Annotated in this window: 17 protein-coding genes and 1 tRNA gene; 11 read left to right on the plus strand and 7 right to left on the minus strand. The window is 63.8% G+C overall.

Annotated features, from left to right (window positions below; all coding sequences use genetic code 11):
* Window positions 1–75: 75 nt before the first annotated feature.
* The gene (locus tag P0Y65_05335) at window positions 76–2190 is read right to left on the minus strand and encodes a Wzz/FepE/Etk N-terminal domain-containing protein (GenBank protein ID WEK05678.1); all 2115 of its coding nucleotides are present in this window, start codon (window positions 2188–2190) and stop codon (window positions 76–78) included.
* A gap of 672 nt (window positions 2191–2862) precedes the next feature.
* On the opposite strand from P0Y65_05335, the gene P0Y65_05340 reads away from it, so the two are divergent.
* The 8 genes from P0Y65_05340 to P0Y65_05375 are packed head-to-tail and all read left to right on the plus strand — an operon-like array spanning window position 2863 to window position 10688.
* Complete coding sequence (locus tag P0Y65_05340; protein ID WEK05679.1) at window positions 2863–4095, plus strand: WcaI family glycosyltransferase; 1233 nt, start codon at window positions 2863–2865, stop codon at window positions 4093–4095.
* Between the two features lie 2 nt (window positions 4096–4097).
* Window positions 4098–4241, plus strand: a complete 144-nt coding sequence (locus P0Y65_05345) for a hypothetical protein (protein WEK05680.1) — start codon at window positions 4098–4100, stop codon at window positions 4239–4241.
* Window positions 4234–5694 carry a hypothetical protein gene (locus P0Y65_05350; GenBank protein WEK05681.1) on the plus strand — a complete coding sequence of 487 codons (1461 nt, stop codon included), beginning with the start codon at window positions 4234–4236 and terminating at the stop codon, window positions 5692–5694. The genes P0Y65_05345 and P0Y65_05350 overlap by 8 nt, the downstream gene beginning before the upstream one ends.
* A 41-nt stretch (window positions 5695–5735) precedes the next feature.
* Window positions 5736–6719, plus strand: coding sequence for a glycosyltransferase (locus P0Y65_05355; protein WEK05682.1), 984 nt, complete (start codon window positions 5736–5738; stop codon window positions 6717–6719).
* Complete coding sequence (locus P0Y65_05360; protein ID WEK05683.1) at window positions 6716–7984, plus strand: hypothetical protein; 1269 nt, start codon at window positions 6716–6718, stop codon at window positions 7982–7984. The genes P0Y65_05355 and P0Y65_05360 overlap by 4 nt, the downstream gene beginning before the upstream one ends.
* Complete coding sequence (locus P0Y65_05365) at window positions 7981–9147, plus strand: glycosyltransferase (protein WEK05684.1); 1167 nt, start codon at window positions 7981–7983, stop codon at window positions 9145–9147. Before P0Y65_05360 ends, P0Y65_05365 begins: the two co-directional genes overlap by 4 nt.
* A complete protein-coding gene (locus P0Y65_05370) occupies window positions 9144–9713 on the plus strand; it encodes a putative colanic acid biosynthesis acetyltransferase (GenBank protein WEK05685.1) in 570 nt (189 codons plus the stop codon). The genes P0Y65_05365 and P0Y65_05370 overlap by 4 nt, the downstream gene beginning before the upstream one ends.
* Window positions 9714–9731: 18 nt before the next feature.
* On the plus strand, window positions 9732–10688 hold the full coding sequence (locus P0Y65_05375; protein ID WEK05686.1) for a glycosyltransferase family 2 protein: 957 nt from the start codon (window positions 9732–9734) through the stop codon (window positions 10686–10688).
* Here the strand turns inward: P0Y65_05375 and P0Y65_05380 are convergent.
* The 4 genes from P0Y65_05380 to gmd are packed head-to-tail and all read right to left on the minus strand — an operon-like array spanning window position 10621 to window position 14209.
* Window positions 10621–11811, minus strand: a complete 1191-nt coding sequence (locus P0Y65_05380; GenBank protein ID WEK05687.1) for a hypothetical protein — start codon at window positions 11809–11811, stop codon at window positions 10621–10623. The genes P0Y65_05375 and P0Y65_05380 overlap by 68 nt on opposite strands.
* A gap of 2 nt (window positions 11812–11813) precedes the next feature.
* Entirely contained in the window at window positions 11814–12071 is a 258-nt protein-coding gene (locus P0Y65_05385; GenBank protein WEK05688.1) for a hypothetical protein, read from the minus strand.
* 60 nt (window positions 12072–12131) lie between these two features.
* Window positions 12132–13082: a GDP-L-fucose synthase gene (locus tag P0Y65_05390; GenBank protein ID WEK05689.1), complete on the minus strand. Its 951-nt coding sequence runs from the start codon at window positions 13080–13082 to the stop codon at window positions 12132–12134.
* A complete protein-coding gene (gene gmd, locus P0Y65_05395; GenBank protein WEK05690.1) occupies window positions 13079–14209 on the minus strand; it encodes a GDP-mannose 4,6-dehydratase in 1131 nt (376 codons plus the stop codon). The genes P0Y65_05390 and gmd overlap by 4 nt, the downstream gene beginning before the upstream one ends.
* Before the next feature lie 276 nt (window positions 14210–14485).
* Here gmd and P0Y65_05400 point away from each other — a divergent pair, with 276 nt between their 5' ends.
* Complete coding sequence (locus tag P0Y65_05400; GenBank protein WEK05691.1) at window positions 14486–14959, plus strand: hypothetical protein; 474 nt, start codon at window positions 14486–14488, stop codon at window positions 14957–14959.
* Window positions 14960–15019: 60 nt separating this feature from the next.
* On the opposite strand, the gene P0Y65_05405 is transcribed toward P0Y65_05400, so the two are convergent.
* Window positions 15020–15095 (minus strand) — tRNA-Thr (locus tag P0Y65_05405).
* Between the two features lie 62 nt (window positions 15096–15157).
* Window positions 15158–15310 carry a hypothetical protein gene (locus P0Y65_05410; protein WEK05692.1) on the minus strand — a complete coding sequence of 51 codons (153 nt, stop codon included), beginning with the start codon at window positions 15308–15310 and terminating at the stop codon, window positions 15158–15160.
* Window positions 15311–15618: 308 nt separating this feature from the next.
* On the opposite strand from P0Y65_05410, the gene cysD reads away from it, so the two are divergent.
* Window positions 15619–16527, plus strand: coding sequence for a sulfate adenylyltransferase subunit CysD (gene cysD, locus P0Y65_05415; GenBank protein ID WEK05693.1), 909 nt, complete (start codon window positions 15619–15621; stop codon window positions 16525–16527).
* A complete protein-coding gene (cysN, locus tag P0Y65_05420; protein ID WEK05694.1) occupies window positions 16527–18413 on the plus strand; it encodes a sulfate adenylyltransferase subunit CysN in 1887 nt (628 codons plus the stop codon). The genes cysD and cysN overlap by 1 nt, the downstream gene beginning before the upstream one ends.
* The last annotated feature ends 104 nt before the right edge of the window (window positions 18414–18517 follow it).

Here is an 18517-nt window from a genome sequence, read left to right on the forward strand (position 1 = left end):
CGTGTCTGACTAGCATGCGCCGCGGGCGGGTGCCAGCAGTGCCGGAGGTGTGCCTGATCGGGAGATGGATTGGGCCTAATCGGCGTAATAGTTGCGATAGCGGCGGTGGTAGTCGGATGGCGACAGGCTCTGCTGGTTGAGTACCGGGACGAGTACGGCGCCGCCGGTCAGTGCCTGTTCGATCGTGAGCAGCGCGCGGGTGATCTCCTGCTGCGGCGTGGCGGCCCATTCGCAAACCAGGACCACGGCATCGGCCTTGTGGGCAATGTAGATGCCATCAACCACCGGCCCGAGCGGCGGTGTGTCGAGGATGACGATGTCGAAGGCACGCGAGGCTGCCGCGAGCAGGCGGTCGAAATTGCGGCTGGTGATGAGCTGGTCAGTGGCGGCGATGCTGCTGCGCGAGCCAATGAGCGAGAGCAGCCCGGTCTGCTGGTCGTCGGACAGGGCGCTTTCGAGGCTGACGGTCGGATCATCATCTTCGAGTGCCCGGATGAGACCGTCGGACGGCTCGAGGCCGAGTTGCTGATGCAGGGCCGGGCGACGCAGGTCGCAATCGATGAGCAGCGTACGGCGACCAGCCAGCGCATAGGAGCGGGCAATGGCCAGGGCCAGCGTGGTCTTGCCTTCGCCGGGCGCTGTGGAGGTCACGACGATCATGGGCGCGCGGCGGCTCTCGGCGACCGGATCGACCGAAAGGTTGTGGTCGATGGCGGTGCGGATTTTGCGGATGGCTTCGGCGAACGATGACAGAGGAGCAGAGACGGTGAGATCGGCGAGGCTGCGCTGGTCTGCCTGCGGCTTGATATAGGGCACGGCCAGCGCCATGCGGGTCCGGGTGGCTGCAGCAAGCTGCTCTTCGGAGGTGATGCCGCCGACGAAATGTTCGTAGAGGAAGGCTATGCCCACGGCGAGGCCAAGGCCGGCAAGCGTGGAAAGCAGCAGGAGCAGCCGCATGTTGGGCCACGATGGCGCGCCGGGGCGGAGGGCCTCCGAGACGAGGCGGGTGCTGGGGAGCTGCAAGGCGGCTTCGGTCTGGAGCTGCTGCGAGCGAGTGACGAGTTGGTCGTAGCGCTGTCGGGCCAGTTCGGCCTGCTGCTGCAGGTCATAGATTTCGGTCAGGGCATCGGCAGAGAGGCCGCTGGAGATCAGAGCCGTCCGAAGCGCAGTCCGGGTTCGATTCTCGTCCTCCTGCGCCTGGGTGACCTGGACCTGGAGCCCTGAAACCCCGATCTCGGCACGCCGCTGCAGGTCGGTCTCGATCGCCGCCAGCTCTTCGCGCAGGTTTATGGCAGTCGTCGTGTCGGACCGCTCGATCTCGCCGACGAGGGCGCGGCGCTGGGCTTCAAGATTTTTCAGGGCCTCGTTGCCGAGCCGGTCGGCGAGGGCGGCGTAATTGCCAGCATCGAGCTGCGTCCTGGCCTCGGCGAGCCGGACGCTGGTCTGCTGCCGTAATGTGCTGAGGCCGGCAAGGCTCGATGAGAGTTCCATCAGTTCGCTACTGCCGGTTTCTGCGACGATGCTGTCGATATTGGTATCGACATAGCGGTCAATGGACCCTTCCGAGGCCACGACATCCTCGCGGGCGAGCGCCAGCTGCTGCAGCAGGACGTCGCGGGCCTCGACCATGCTGTGCACCCTGGCAGTGAGTTGGGTGGCGATATGGGCGCTGGCGATGGCATTGGCGAGACGGGCTGCCTTTTCAGGGTCTTGCGAGCGTGCGCTGACCGAGACAAGAAAGGTCAGGCCGCGCCGTTGCACGGAGGTGGCCGAGGACAGCTTGCCAAGGGTTTGCAGAAGGGCCGCATCCGCAGTCGGCAGCGTGGGTTGGCGCAGATTCAGCGCCGACAGAATGCGTGCGACAAGGCCGAGCTCTGCGCCGAATTCGGGGTCGCTGACCAGATCGAGTTCGTCGATTACCGTCAGCAGGACAGTGTCAGAGCGTACGAGTTCGACCTCACCATCGACGCGCGCATTGTCGCTGTTCATGTCGCCATAACCGGATTGCGGCGTCAGCAGGCTCTGGTTGCCGGGATCGACCTGCAGCAGGGCGGTGGCAGTATATACGGGGGTGATGGTGGCGGTGATGGCAGCGGCGACGCCGGCGATGGCCAGCGTTATGCCGAGGATCATCCTGAACTGCCGCCGCAACAGGCCGAGCAGCTCCTGCAGGTTGATGCTGTTGTCCATCAATAGTCCTTCTTGAAATGGCTTTGGCCCTAAACGGGAAAATGTGTTGTTCATGATGGCTTGGACACAACCGATCGAACGGCGCCGCGGGCTTCAGGCAGGAGGGGCCGACTGGCGGCCAGTGCGCCAGTGCCCGGAGCCTGCGCTGGCCTGGGCAAAACATAAAAAGTCACAATCAAAACTCGATGCCGATAGTCCGGACCGTGAAATGACCGGCCGGTGATTCACGATAGCAATAACCTCATTCTAGGCTAGAGCCGGCACGGTTAGTCATGGCATGACCGTAAGTATCCCATGCGTAAAAAAACATAGTTTTATCAAGGGTGATGATATAATCTGAATCTGCCTGCCAGGTGTGTATCTGTTGTGGCATAAGGCGAAATTGTTTTCTGACAGTGATTTAGTCTATTCTGTATTTGAATTTGAATTATCTCGCCTTAGCGCACCCTCTCTTGGATGATGTCTTGGTTGATTGCCTATATCTTCGATATTTCTTGGTCTGACAGTGAATTAGCAAAATCTGGTCGCCACGGTGCGCGAGTTTGACGCGCCAGCGGCTCCTGATGTGCGCATCTGCCCATTCTTCCCTGCTGACGAACCGGCGCGATGTTTCGCCGGGCGATTTTCAAGTTTTCTTCTGGATTGCCGTTGCGGCACTGTTCGGAGGTTTGCGTGATATTTGTAATTTTGGGGCTCAATTACGCCCCCGAGCGTATCGGCATTGCAGTCTATACCAGGGGCATGGCCGAGGCCCTGGTTGCCAAGGGACATGAGGTCCATGTCGTTGCCGGCTACCCCTATTACCCGGGCTGGAGGGTGATCGACCCGTTCGACGAGCCTTGGTCGAGGCAGTCTGTCGAGAACGGCGTTTCGGTCACGCGGGTGCCGCATTATGTGCCGGCCAATCCGAGTGGGTTGCGGCGCATGTTGCATCACGCCAGTTTCGGGCTCAGTGCGCTGATTCCAATGTTGACCCTGGCGAGGGCGAAGCGCCCCGATGTGGTGATTGCCGTGGCGCCATCGCTGGTCGCCGCGCCGGTTGCGCGACTGGCCGCCTGGAGCTGCGGGGCGCATGCCTGGCTGCATGTGCAGGATTTCGAGGTCGAGGCGGCCTTCGCCACCGGACTGATGGGCGCGCGGTCGCTATTGGGGCGGCTGGCGCTCGGCTTCGAGCGCAGCGTCTTGCGCCTGTTCGACAGTGTCAGCGCCATTTCACCGCGAATGTGTTTCCGATTGTTGCAGAAGGGCGTCGACAAGACGCGGATCGTCCAGTTCCGCAATTGGGCCGATCTCGAACGCCTCCCGCCAGCGGCCGTGCCCTCGGGCTACCGCTTGCGCTGGGGCATTTCCACGCCGCATGTGGCGCTCTATGCGGGCAATATCGGCCGCAAGCAGGGCATCGAGATCGTGGTGGAGGCGGCGCGCATGCTGCAGCACCGGCGCGACCTGACCTTCGTAATCTGCGGCGAGGGGCCGAACCGGGCGGAGCTCGAACGGCAGGCGCATGGCCTCGAACGCTTCCAGTTTCACGATCTGCAGCCGGTCGAGCAGCTGGGTGACCTGATGGCGCTGGCGACGGTGCATCTTCTGCCGCAGCTGGCCGGTGTGGCCGACCTGGTGCTGCCCTCCAAGCTGACCAATATGCTGGCCTCGGGCCGTCCGGTGGTGGCGGCCGCAGCGACGGGCACGGGGCTCTGGGCCGAAATGGTCGATTGCGGCATCACCGTGCCCCCGGGCGATCCGGCGGCCTTTGCGGCGGCGATTGATCTGGTCGCGAGCGATGCCGACCTGGCAGCGCAGTTTGGCGTCAATGCCCGTCATCGGGCCGAGCAGCGCTGGAGCAAGGCGGGGGTGCTCGGCGGCTTCATCAACCGGCTGATCGTCATCGCCGAGCAGCGGCGATGACGATGACTGACCGGGACGGCTTGTGGATCACGGAGCGAGACCATTTCGTCCGCGCCGGCACCAATTCGCTGGTGCGCACCGATGTTGCGGCGGGCACTACGGTGGCTGGCGTGCCGGCCCGGCCGATCGAGATGCGCCATGCTTGATGGTGTTCGACGGGTACTTGGCAGTTCGGCGGCGCCATCCGTCGCGGTGACGGCGGGGAGCGTCTTCGGCATTGCGCTGAATCTCGTCATCCCCTTCGTGCTGCCGATGGCCGAATATGCGCTCTATTCGCTGCTGCTGGGGCTGGCGCAGCTGGTGACGAGCCTGTCGTTCGAATGGATGCGGCTGGCCATGCTGCGGCATGGATATGGTGCGGACGAGGTCGTTGCACATCAACGCAGACTGGTGCTGGCCCGCTGCTATGTCGCGACCACGGGCGTCCTGCTTGTGGCCGCGGTCCTGGTTGCGAGCATCACCATGGTCTGGAGCTGGGCGGGTGCGATCTCGATTGTCCTGGCTTGTGCTGCCATCCAGGGGGCCTTCGATGGACAGATGGCTGCGGCGCGGGCGCGGTTTGACAATCTCGCCTTTTCGGGGCGCTGGATCGTCCGGGCGCTGCTGGGATTGGTCTTGGCCATCGTCTTTGCGGCCGTGTTCCAGACCGGCATGGCCGCACTCGCTGGACTGACGCTGTCCTATCCGCTGGCGGCGCTGCTGTGGCGCGAAAATTTGCTGGCGGCGCTTGGGCGCGGTGAGGCGTTTGACTGGGCCGAATTCCGCCTGCTGTTCGGCTTTGGTGAACTGGCGGCGCTGGCAACCAATCTTTCGGTGGCGGTGCCGGCAGTGGTACGAAGCCTCGTGGTGGGGAGCCTGGGGCTGGCCGGGGCGGGCGGCGTGTTGCTGGCGATCGATATCGGGCAACGGCTGTTTTCCACCGTAGGCACGGCGATCAATGTCGTGGTGGTGCAACGTGCGATCCGCGCGATGGAGCATGATGACAGCGCAGCGGTGCGGCGGCGGCTGCGTGACCAGGTCGTGGTGGCAGTGGGGGTCGTAGCACCGCTGGCCATCGGGCTGATCGCGCTGCGCGGGCAGGTGGCCGAGCTGATCGTGCCGCTGGATTACCGGGTGGGTTTTGCCGCGGGACTGCTCGCCGTCACCCTGGCCTCGGCGCTGCAGGCCATGAGGCAATATGCGCTTGATCCGCTGTTCCTGATTTTCGGCAGGTCCGGTGGTGCGCCGCTGGCGCCGGCCGTGGTGCTGGCGCTGCTGGCGGTCTCCACCATCACGCCAATGGCCTGGTGGGGCAGCGCGCTGGCGGCGGCGGTGCTGCCGCTGCTGCTGGCGCATGCGATCGGGCTGGTAGTGACCATTGCGGCGCTGTGCCTGCTCACACCGATGCGCTGGCCGTGGCACGACCTGTGGCGGCTGGCTCTGGCGGTGGGCGCCATGGGTACGATCGCTGCCGTGCTGCCGGCCAGCGAAGGGCTTGCCGATGGCGTCGTTGTGTTTCTGGCGCTGGCCGTGCCCTATGCGGGCTGTGTGCTGGCGCTGGACGTGGGTGGCATCCGCAGCGCAGGCGTGGCGCAGACGCGCGGCGGGGCTGCGACTTGAGAGTGCTCTATGTCGGGTCGGCGCGGGGACAATCACGCCTGATGCAGCGCGCGATGCAGCGGCGCGGACACGCGGTTTTCGCCGTCGATCCCTATGCCGTGCTGCGGGGCAATCGCTGGGTCACGGCCTGGGCTTGGCGCACCGGCACGATGGGGATCTCGCGGCTGATCGAGCGCCATATCCGCCAGTCGGTGGGAGACGGCGCCTTCGATGTTGCTTTCGTCGACAATGGCGAGCTGGTCTCGGCCAGTGCGGTGAAATTTCTGAGGGCGCGGGCCGGGCGGGTGGCGCTGTTCAACCGCGACAATCCCTTTGTGTCGCGCGATGGCATGCGCTGGCGGACGCTGCGAACAGCCCTGCGGCACTACGATCTCTACGCCACGCCACGGCAATCCACGGCCGAGATAGCGCGGGCCGCTGGCGTGAAGCATGTCCTGCGGGTCAATTTCTTCGCCGACGAGGTGCTGCATCGCCCGCAGATACCGACGGCGGAGGAGCAAGCGCAGTTCGGATCGCCGGTGTCATTCGTGGGCAGCTGGTTTGCCGAGCGCGGGCCCTTCATGGAGACGCTGGCGCGGCGCGGCGTACCGCTCAAGGTGATCGGACAGCGCTGGGAGCGGGCGGATAATTTCGCCGCCTTCCGACATGTCGTCGTGCCCGGCTATCTCGACAGCGCCGCCTATTCGGCCGCCGTGCGCAGCGCCGAGATCGCCATCTGCATGCTGTCCAAGGGCAATCAGGACCTGCAGACCTCGCGCTCCTCGGAAATCCCGGCCATGGGCGTGGTGCTCTGCGCCGAGCGCACGGCCGAACATATGGCCATGTATGTGGAGGGAGAGGAGGCGCTGTTCTGGTCGAGCGCAGAGGAATGCGCCGATCTGTGTCTGGGCCTGCTGGCTGATCCGGCGCGGCTCGCGCGGATCGCGGCGGGGGGACGCCGGCGAGTGCTGACCAATGACAACTGGGCCGAGACGACTATGGAGCAGATCCTGCTGGCGGCGGTGGGCGAGGTGGCGCTTTCATGATCGGGTTGCTGGTCGGCGTGGAACTGGTGCTGCTGCTGGAGGCCAAGCGGCGCGTTTGCTCGTTGTCAGCTTTCGACCTGATCGGCGGCTATATCATGGCCTGCCAACTGGCCTATTATAGCGCGCAATTCGTGCCTGTCGTTGATATCGCGGCGCCTGGGCAATTGCGCAGCCATCTCTACGTCAACGACGAGGGCCTGCAGCTCTATTTCTGGATTTTCCTCTGCTGTTATGGCGCGACCCTTGGGCTTAGGGTTACCGAGCGAGCAGATGTGCAGGCTCTTGGCGGCGAGGCCATTGCCGGGGTGGAGCGCTGGCTGGGTCTGGTGCTGCTGGTCTGTGGCCTGTTGGCGCTCGTCAATGTCCTGTCCACCGACAGCGCGGCGCTCTGGTACAATCGCAGCTATCTGCTGCTCAGCTCCACGCGGGGGCTGGCAATCGCCAATGGCCTTACGGCCATGGTGCAGGAACTATCGCAGATCCTAGGCGTGGTCGCGGCCTTTAGTTTTGCCGTCGCGCTCTGGACGGGGCGGAGGGGGCTGGCTTTCGGCTTTTTCCTGATCCTTAGCTGGTATGTGCTGCTGGGCCTCGCCAATGCGGGGCGGGCGGCGGCGGTCTATGTCTTCGTTGTCGCGGCGGTAGCAGCGGTCATGCCGCGGCGGGGGCGCTGGCTGGTGGTGGGCGGTGTGGGCCTTGTGGCGCTGCTGTGCCTGCTGATGGCGCTGGGCGGCAGGATGACACGCGAGTTTGGTGTCTCGGTCATTCCGGACAATTTCGTCTCGGCCGTGCTCGCGGGGCCAAACCGGCTGCTGTTTGTCATCGGCAACCTGACGCAGGGCGTCTTTGTCACCAATGATGGTTTCGTGCTGCGGCCCCAGCATCCCGAGCTTTACAAGCAGCTTTCCTTTTCGCCCTTTCCCTCGGCGGTGGATGGCTTCGAGGGCATAAGGCGCATCCAGGAAATTCGCCTGCACAGCTATGTGCCGATGAGTGCGATCACCGAAGTGGTGGCCTTTGGCGGCGCCTATACCGTCGTGGCTTCGCTGATCCTGATGCTGGGCATCAGGCTTTCCATCATGGTGGCCGGGCGTGGGCATGTGCTGCTGTCGGTTCTGGCGGGTGCCTGGCTGTTCCTGGTGTTTGTGCAGGCCGGTGCCTATCCGCTGCGCAATGTATTCCGGCAGGAGCTGATCGGCGTGGCGCTGTTGGTGGTGGCGCTCTGGCTGCGTCCGGCAACGGCTGTACGTGAGGTGAGGGCGCCATGAGTGCACCGCGGCTTGATCTGGTAACCGGTTCGCTGTCGCGCCAGGGCGGTGGCGTGGCCGAGGTGGCGCGGCAGACGGGGCTTGGCCTTGTCGGAGAAGGGACATTCGACGTGCGGCTTGTCGCGACGCGGGACGGGGATCTGGACCGGGACCTCCACAATCTTGGGACGCTTGCCGTGCGGGCCTATCGCTTTTTCGGGCCGTCGACCTTCCGGATATCGCCGGGGCTGTTCTGGCGTGTGCTGACCAGTGATGCCGATGTCATGGCGGTGCATGGGCTGTGGGCGTTTCATGGCTTTGCCGTGCTGGCGTGGCACCTGCGGACTGGAAGGCCTTATGTCCTGGTGCCGCACGGCATGTTGGAGCCGTGGATCCTTCGGCGATCGCGAGGGCTCAAGCGTCTGGTGTCACTGCTCTATCAGGACCTGCTGCTGCATTGCGCCGCGGGCTTTCAGGTGCTGACGGAGGCGGAATCGCGGGATGTGCGCGCCCTGCTGCCCGCGGCGCATTGTGTGGCTATTGCCAATGCGGTGGGCCAGAACCAGCCGGAAGATGCCCTGCCGCAATGGCATGGCGAGGCCATGCGGTCGCGGCGGGTCTATCTGTTCTTCGGGCGGATCCATGACAAGAAGGGCTGGCTCGAGCTCTGCCTTGCCTGGCAGGTGCTGTGCCGGCGCGATTGCGGCTTTGCGGCACGCTCGCAGCTGGTGTTCTGCGGCTGGCTCGACCAGGTGGCGGATTTTGACCTGGCGGTCGCGGCGCTGAACGCCGAGTTCGGCAATGTCAGCCATGTCGGTCCGCAATATGGGCAGGAAAAGGCGCGGTCACTGCAGGCGGCACATGTCCTGGTGCTGCCCTCGAAAAGCGAGGGTCTTCCCGTGGTGGTGCTGGAAGCCTGGAGCCACGGCATTCCGGTGCTGATGACGGAGGCCTGCAATCTGCCGCAGGGTTTTGCCAGCGGGGCGGCGTTGCGGATCGGCGAAGATGCGCCTTCCGTGATCGAGGGGCTGGCGCAGGCAGATCGCTGGGACAAGTTTGAGATCGTCAGCATGTCGAAGGCGGCGCGTGCGCTGGTGGCGCAGGCATTTTCGCCTGCGGTCATTGCCGGCGAGATCAGTTCGTTGCTGCAGAGCGTGCTGGTGCGGTCGGGGCGGGCAACATGAGTGCCCCACTCGATGCGCGGGTCGCCAGACCGCTCGGGGGCGGCGCCAGTTTCAGCCTGCGGCATCGGCTGTTGCGGGCGCTCTGGGGCGTGACCTGGCTGCTGCTGGCGCGGTGGACGCCGCCCGTGGCGCGGCGCTGGCGTATTGCATTGCTCAACCTGTTCGGAGCCAGGGTCAGTTCCGAAGCCAATGTCTATGCATCGGTTGCCGTGTGGTATCCGCCCCATCTCAGCATGGATGGGGGGGCGACGCTGGGTCCGGGTGTGCAATGCTATTGCATGGACCGCGTCCACATCGGACGTGGTGCGGTGGTGTCACTACGGGCCTTCCTTTGTGGCGGCACGCATGATGTGGACGATGCTGACTTTCAGCTCGTGACCCGTCCGATCCACATCGGGGATCACGCCTGGATCGCGGCCGAGGCTTTTGTTGGGCCGGGCGTAACGGTGGGGCCGGGCGCGGTGCTGGGGGCGCGCGGTGTGGCGACCAGGGAACTCGATGCCTGGACCGTATATGTGGGCAATCCGGCCCGGGCGGTGCGCCGGCGCAAGCGGGTGGGCGCCTAGATGCCGGGGATTGCGGTTGTGATCCTGACCCACAATGAGGCGATCCACCTGTCACGGGCGCTGGACAGCGTCGCAAGCTTCGCGCGCTCGGTACATGTGGTGGATTCGGGGTCGGGTGATGGAACGGTGGAGATCGCCAAGGCGCGGGGCGCCGAGGTGCTGGTGCATGCATGGCGCAACTATGCCGACCAGTTCCAATGGGGCATGGACAATATTGACAGCGACGCCGACTGGATCCTGCGGCTCGATGCGGATGAAGTGATCGGAGCGGATCTGGCGGCGCGCTTCTACAGCGAGGTCAGCCAGCTTCCGGCAGAGGTTGCCGGCATCAATATCGACCGGCGGCATGTCTTCATGGGGCGCTGGATCCGCTTTGGCGGACGCTATCCTCTGACGCTGCTGCGCCTGTTCCGGCGCGGGCAGGGGCGGATCGAGCAGCGCTGGATGGACGAGCATATCGTGCTCGAAAGCGGCCGGACGGTGCATTTTGCCGGCAGTTTTTCGGACGTGAACCTCAAGGACCTGAGCTTTTTCACCGCCAAGCACAATGGCTATGCCACGCGCGAAGCGGTGGATATCATCAACCAGCGGCATGGCCTGTTTCCACGCGACATGGCGGTGACGGCGGGGAGCACGTCAGTTCAGGCGGGGTTGAAGCGCTTTATCAAGGAACGCGTCTACAATGCTTTGCCGCCGGAGCTTTCGGCGTTGGGTTATTTTCTCTACCGCTACCTGTTGCAGCTCGGTTTCCTCGATGGCCGGGAGGGGCTGATCTATCATGTGCTGCAAGGCTTTTGGTATCGCTTCCTTGTCGGCGCGAAAGTGGTCGAATACGAGCGGGAGCTGGTCCATTGGCAGACGCGCGCGGCCAAACTCGATCGCCTCACCGCGCTGACCGGGCTGGCGCTCACCAGCCCAGCGACGCCAGCCGCGCCAGCACCAGTTGCGCCACCGCATCCATCCCAGGACCTGTAAGATGCACGCCATCCTGCAGCAGGCTTGCCGGAACGGTGCCGGAGGCGACGTTTTCGGCATCGCCCGCGCCATTGGCGAGGGCCAGCAGCGTGGGCATGGGATCGATCATGCGGGTCCCATAGGCCGCGGCTAGTGCAGTGGTCAATGATCGGGCAGCATCGCGTTGCTCCACGCTCTGGGCGCTACGCAGGGCGGGAGCCAGGATCAGGAAGCGCTGGTGGCCGAGCGCGGCGATCATGGCGGCGTAGCGCGCCATGTCGCTGGCCAATGCGCCATAGCCATTGTTGTCGCCGTCCCAGAAGATCAGCGGCAGGTCACGCGGCGTGCCGGTTTTCGCCAATACGCGCGTCTGGCTCTGCTCCAGCGTCGAGCCGCCGATGCCGTCGTTGAGCGGATAACGGCGTCCGAGCCGTGCGATGGAGGCGGCGAGCCCCACGCCGGCCGAGCTGGCGATATAGCTGTCGCCCTCCAGCCAGAGATCATGGGGTGGTGTCGAGGCGGCGGTATTGGTCGCGACGTCCGGGGCAGGGTCTGGATAGATGGTGATGCGACGGATCTGCCCGGACCAGGGCAGGTTGGCACTGGCGCCGCGGCCGATGCGCATGGTGGTAACGGCGGGCAGCGCGGTAGAACTCACCGTAGCACCGCTGCCGGCGCCATTGGCGGCCCCGGCAAAATTCTGCGTCCGGACTGAATGGCTGGTGCGCAGCACCACGCCACGGCCCAGCGCCTGGGTGCCGATATCGGACAGCGTCGTGCCGGCAGCAATGACGAAAAGCCGGACGACCTGCGAGGCGCTGTCGCGCCGGGCGCGCAGGCAATTGGTCTCGCTGCCATCGTCGAGCGAATAGAGCACTTCATTGCCGGTCGGCTGCTCGGCCACAAGCGCATCGACTTGGATCTGTACCGTGGCGTCGGTCCAGGGGAAGCTGACCACGCCATCGGCCACCGCGCCGCCGATGGCTGCGAGGAATGCGGCGCGCGATCCATATTCGCGGCCGTCCCACCAGTAGCGGTCATTGGCAAAATCGAGGTCGAGCAAAGCGCCGCTCTGCCACCAGGCCCGCGCGCTCATCATGCCTGCACCAAGGCCCAGCGCGGCCACACCAATTGCTGCGCCCATGACTAGAGCAGCCCGACGAGAAAGCTGGCCGTGGTCGCCGCCAGCACTTTTCGCGCGCGCAGCGGCAGTATTGTGCCGGCCGGCACCGATTTCAGCGTGATCGCCGTGCCCCATGCCATCTCCACGCGGACGTCGCCGCCGCCACCGACATAAAGCGCCCGCGTGAGGTCACGCAGGTCCTGCGTGTCGCTGGGCGTGATCGCGAAGCCGTCAAGGGCCGGGCCGGTATCGCTGGGTTCTCTGCCTTCAAACTTGTCCATGTCGCTCTCCTTGCTGCCGACAAGGATAAGCGCGGGGCGGAGAGCGGGGAAAACTCTGCGCTAAACACCTCTGGCTGCCGCGATATTTTCAAGAAACCAGGCATAGGTCCGGGCTATGCCGGTTTCGAGGTCCAGGCTGGGCTGCCAGCCAAGATTGCGCAGCTTGTCAGCGCTCATCAGCTTGCGCGGCGTGCCGTCTGGCTTGGAGAGGTCATGGCGCATTTCGCCCTCGTAGCCGACCACGCGACAGACCATTTGCGTCAGTTCAAGAATGGAGAGGTCTGTCCCGGAGCCGACATTAACCTGCTCTTCGCCTGAATAGGCCTTGAGCAGGAAGACCAGTGCGTCGGCGCAGTCGTCTACATGGAGGAGTTCGCGCCGCGGCCTGCCGGTGCCCCAGACGGTGATGCCTGGCGCGCCGCTGAGCTTGGCCTCATGCGCCTTGCGGATCAGGGCGGGCAGGACGTGGCTCGACTGCAGGTCGAAATTGTCCCCCGGGCCATAGAGATTGGTCGGCATGGCCGAGATATAGTCTCGGCCATATTGCCGGCGATAGGCCTGGACCAGCTTGATCCCGGCGATCTTGGCCACGGCGTACCACTGGTTGGTCGGCTCCAGCGGGCCGGTGAGCAGGCTCTCCTCGGTGATCGGCTGGGGAGCGAACTTGGGGTAGATGCAGGACGAGCCCAGGAACAGCAGCCGTTCCACGCCATTGGCATGGGCCGCGGCAATCGTATTGGCTTCCACCATCAGGTTTTCATGGAGGAAATCGGCGGGCAGCGTGTCATTGGCGAGAATGCCGCCGACCCTGGCCGCCGCCATGACCACGACATCGGGCCGCATATCGCGCAGGAAGGCCTCCACCTCCGCTTGCCGCAGCAGGTCCAGCTCATCGCGGGTCGCCGTGATGAGCTGGCAATTCTCGCGCGCCAGCCGCCGTACCAGGGCGCTGCCCACCATGCCGCGATGGCCGGCGACCCAGACGCGCTTGCCATCAAGGGTATGACTCATCCTTCCACACTCACCGGCAGGTCGAGCCCGTGCAGCTTGAGCAGGGCCACGCGACGGGCCGCCTTGTGGTCGGCATGGACCATTTCGCGGCACATGTCGCGCGCGGTGGTCTCAGGCGTCCAGCCCAGCTGCTGTTTGGCCTTGCTGGGGTCGCCCAACAGGGTTCCCACTTCGGCGGGCCGGAAATATTTGGGGTCGATGCGGATGATGACGTCGCCGACATGGACGGCCGGGGCCAGATCGCCGGCGACGCTGCAGACCGCGCCGATCTCGTCCACGCCCGTGCCGGAAAAGGAGAGGGTGATGCCCAGTTCGGCAGCGGTCCAGGTGATGAAGTCGCGCACCGAATGCTGCACGCCGGTGGCGATGACGAAATCCTCGGCATGATCCTGCTGCAGCATCAGCCACTGCATGCGGACATAGTCGCGAGCGTGGCCCCAGTCGCGCAGGGAGTCGATATTGCCCATGTAGAGGCAGGGTTCGAGGCCCAGGGCGATATTGGCGAGGCCGCGGGTGATCTTGCGCGTGACGAAAGTCTCGCCCCGGCGTGGGCTTTCATGGTTGAAGAGGATGCCATTGCAGGCATAAAGCCCATAGGCCTCGCGATAGTTGACCGTGATCCAATAGGCATAGAGCTTGGCAACGGCATAGGGCGAGCGCGGGTGGAAGGGCGTGGTTTCGCGCTGGGGGATCTCCTGCACCAGGCCATAGAGTTCGGAGGTGGAGGCCTGGTAGAAGCGGGTCTTGCGCTCCAGCCCCAGGAAACGGATGGCCTCGAGCACACGCAGCGTGCCGGTAGCGTCGACGTCGGTGGTATATTCGGGCGCCTCGAAGGACACGGCCACATGGGACTGGGCGCCGAGGTTATAGACTTCGTCCGGCTCGATGTCGCGGATCAGGCGGATCAGGCTGGAGCTGTCGGTGAGGTCGCCGTAATGCAGCTTCATCCGCGCATCGCCGACATGGCGGTCCTCGTAGAGGTGGTCGATGCGCTGCGTGTTGAACAGTGAGGCACGGCGCTTGAGGCCATGCACCTCGTAGTTCTTTTCGAGCAGCAATTCGGTGAGATAGGACCCGTCCTGTCCGGTAATGCCGGTGACAAGGGCCACTTTGCGGGGCTGTGCCAAGGAACCAATACCCTGATCGGGCCGCGCAGGAGAGCTCGGCCACAATTGCCAAGAACAAAAAATAAAGCGTATCAAAACAATAGAGTAGGGCGGTGCCTCGAAATCGACCGGCGCCGCATGTAAGCATATCTCCTGATACGATTTGTGCAAGCAGCAGTGCTGGCAAGCCCATGCTGGCAAGCCCATGCTGGCGGCTTGACTTCTGCTCGGCGCGACGGCCAATTCGGCCCCACTATTCCGGAGGATGACTTGATGAATTATTGCCTGAAATCGCCAATGCTTGGCCTTGCGGCCACTGCACTGATGCTGTTGGCCGCCAATGTGTCGATGGCGCAGGACGAGGTTGCTGCGGACGGCGCCAGCCCACCGGCAAAACTGACGCTGGTGGCCGCAAACGGCGATCGGCTCGACTATAGGGTGAGCGACGCCTCCCTCTATCTATCCAGCAATCCCGGCTACGAAGGCGTAGCGCCAACCACCGACCTGTCACTATCGCTGTCGGCGATCACCCCTCTCAACGCCGAACTGCTGGAATGGGCCGCACAGACGGGCGCCAAGACCAAGGACGACTATGACATCGTGCTGACCGGCACGCTGGATGAGGACGGCACGCCGCGCGAGGTGCAGTATGAGATCAGCGGCGCGCTGGTCAATTCCTTCTCTACCTCGCTCTCGGTCTATGCGACGCCGAGCGTCTCGCTGTCGCTGACCGGCGGCAAGCTGGTAATGGATGGCATTGCGATGAACTGACCATCACCGGAAGGCGCCGTAATGGCGCTTTCCGTCCTCAATGGGTCGCGGAAGGGAGGATGGTGCCGGCAGCAGGGTTCGAACCCGCGACCCCCTGATTACAAATCAGGTGCTCTACCAACTGAGCTATACCGGCAGCGGTTTGCGTCTAGCATTGAGGCTAGGCGCTCGCAAGGGTTTGAGCGCTTTTGGCACAGCTCAGTTGTCGGACTTGTCCTGGCCCTTGTCGCTCTGGGTCGGCTGATCCTGCTTGCTGCCGCCGTCCTTGTTGCCGAGGTCGTCGATATTGTCGTCCTTCTGCTCGCCGGGCGTGGTTTCGAGCGGCGCGGGCTTGGACTTTTCGTGGGCCATTTCGGTCTCCTCTGCTGTGTGGGAAGGTCAACCATCGGGGCGGCCAGCGGTTCCGGCAGCGTATCTCCGGGCGGCTCGTAGAATTATTTTTCTCCGGCTTGGCAATGTGACGCGGTGTCCGCAATGGCGAAGGCTGTGGGTTTGGAGAGCGTTGCCGGCACGATTGAAATCGCCGCACAAATTTGCCCCGGGCGCCGGAGAGGCCTGTAATTCCGGCGGTTTCTGGCTTGATGGGCCGGGGCTCTGGCCGTAACCAGAGGCAAGGTTTGGGAGCCTATTTTTCCAGGAACCGGAACAGGAAGAGCTAAGTGGATCGCAACCGCCTGACGCATCTGCAAACCCTCGAGGCTGAGAGCATCGAGATCCTGCGCGAAGTGGCCGCCAGTTTCGAGCGGCCGGTGATGATGTATTCCATCGGCAAGGATTCCAGCGTTTTGCTGCATCTGGCGCGCAAGGCCTTCTTTCCCAGCAAGATCCCGTTCCCGCTGCTGCATGTGAACACGACCTGGAAATTCCGGGAGATGATCGCCTTCCGCGATGCCATGGCGGAAAAATACGGCTTCGACCTGATCAGCCACACCAATCCGGAAGGGTTGGCCAATGGCATCAACCCATTCGATCATGGATCGTCGCGTTTCACCGACATCATGAAGACCCAGGCGCTGCGCCAGGCGCTCAATGCCGGGCGTTATGACGCAGCGATCGGGGGAGCGCGGCGGGACGAGGAAAAGTCGCGCGCCAAGGAACGCATTTTTTCGCATCGCAATGCCAGCCATGCCTGGGACCCGAAGAACCAGCGGCCCGAACTCTGGCGCGTGTTCAATACGCGGCTCAATCCGGGCGAGAGCATGCGCGTCTTCCCGATCTCCAATTGGACCGAGCTCGACGTCTGGACCTATATCTACAAGGAAAATATCGAGCTGCCGTCGCTCTACTATGCCAAGAGCCGCCCCGTGGTGGACCGGCAGGGTACGCTGATCATGGTGGATGACGACCGCTTCCGCCTCGAGCCGGGCGAACAGCCGCGCCAGGAAATGGTGCGCTTCCGCACGTTGGGCGACTATCCACTGACCGGGGCCATCCGTTCCGACGCGGCGGATCTGCCGTCCATCATCATGGAAATGCAGGCGAGCCGGACCTCGGAGCGCGAAGGGCGGCTGATCGACAGCGATAGCGTCGGCTCGATGGAAAAGAAGAAGCAGGAAGGGTATTTCTGATGAGCTTCGCCCTTGCGACACCCGACACCGATATTGGTCTCTGGCTCGAACAGCAGACCGACAAATCCCTGCTGCGCTTTCTGACCTGCGGTTCGGTGGATGACGGCAAGTCGACGCTGATCGGCCGCCTGCTTTATGACAGCCAGCTCATTCTCGACGACCAGTTGGCGAGCCTCAAGAAGGAAAGCCACAATCGTCCCGTCGGTGACGAGGGGATCGATTTTTCGCTGCTGGTCGACGGGCTGACTGCCGAGCGCGAACAGGGCATTACTATCGACGTGGCCTATCGCTTCTTTTCGACCGACAAACGCAAGTTCATCGTCGCCGATACGCCAGGCCACGAACAATATACCCGCAATATGGCAACCGGCGCCTCCAATGCCGATCTGGCGCTGGTGCTGATCGACGCCCGCAAGGGCGTGCTGACCCAGACGCGCCGACACTCGTTTATCCTGTCGCTGATCGGGGTGAAACATGTGGTGCTGGTGGTCAACAAGATCGATCTCGTCGACTACGACCAGGCCACTTTCGACCGGATCGTTGCCGAATATCGGGCCTTTGCCGAGCCGCTGGGCTTCAAGACGCTGGCGGCGGTGCCGGTGTCGGCCCTGCGCGGCGACAATATCCTGGCAAAGAGCGAGCGCACGTCGTGGTTTGCCGGCACGCCGCTGGTGCCTTATCTCGAAACCATTGCAGTGGCGGAGGATCGCACGGCCGGCAAATTGCGCTTCCCGGTGCAATGGGTAAACCGGCCCAATCTCGATTTCCGCGGCTTTTCCGGCACGGTGGCGTCGGGCATCGTCACGGTGGGCGACGAGGTGCTGATTGCCTCCTCGCGCAAGCCGGCGGTGGTTAAATCCATTGTCACCATGGATGGCGAGCTGCGAACTGCCGTGGCAGGGCAGGCGGTGACGCTGGTGCTCGACCGCGAGGTGGATATTTCGCGCGGCGATGTTCTGACCCACGCTGGCGAGACCCCGGAATATTCCAACCAGTTCCAGGCGCGGCTGGTGTGGATGAGCGAAGAGCCGGCCTATCCGGGGCGGTCCTATCTGCTCAAGCTGGGCACGCAGCTGGTGCCGGCAACGATCACCGATCTCAAATTCCGCACCAATGTGAATACGCTGGAGCAGACAGCGGCGACCAAGGTCGATCTCAACGAGGTGGCAACCGTCACCATTGCCACCGACAAGCCGATCGCCTTCGATGCCTATGCCAGCAATGCGCTGACTGGCGGCTTTATCCTGGTCGATCGCATCTCCAATGCGACGCTGGGGGCGGGGACGGTGGAATTCGGCCTGCGCCGGGCGCAGAACCTGACCTATCAGGCGTTCGACGTGAACCGCGAGGTCCGAGCCCAGATGAAGGGGCAGGCGCCGCGCATCGTCTGGTTCACCGGGCTGTCCGGTTCGGGCAAATCGTCGATTGCCAACCTCCTGGAAAAGCGCCTGACCGCCGAAGGCAAGCACGCCTATATCCTCGATGGCGACAATGTGCGGCACGGGCTCAACAGGGATCTCGGCTTTACCGAAGCCGCGCGTGTTGAAAATATCCGTCGCGTGGCCGAAGTGGCCAAGCTGATGGCCGATGCCGGGCTGATCGTGCTGGTGTCCTTCATCTCGCCCTTCGAGAAGGAGCGGCGGCTGGCGCGCGAAATCGCGGGCGATATCAGTTTCGTCGAAGTCTATGTTGATACGCCGCTCGAAGTCTGCGAAGCGCGTGATCCCAAGGGGCTCTACAGGAAGGCCCGTGCCGGTGAGATCAAGAATTTTACCGGCATCGATTCACCCTTCGAGCCGCCGACCACGCCGGAACTGGTGCTGCATGGCGCGGAGCAGGAGACGCTGGTGCTGGCCAACCAATTGCACGACTGGCTGAAGATCTAAGGGGAGGGCGCCGCGGGCGCCCTTTTCATTCAGGGATGTGTCCCACTCGCGATTGATTCAACAGCGCGTTATCATAACAGATTTGCAACTGGCGCGATTGCCAG

The organism is Candidatus Devosia phytovorans (assembly GCA_029202405.1).
Classification (GTDB): Bacteria; Pseudomonadota; Alphaproteobacteria; order Rhizobiales; family Devosiaceae; genus Devosia; species Devosia phytovorans.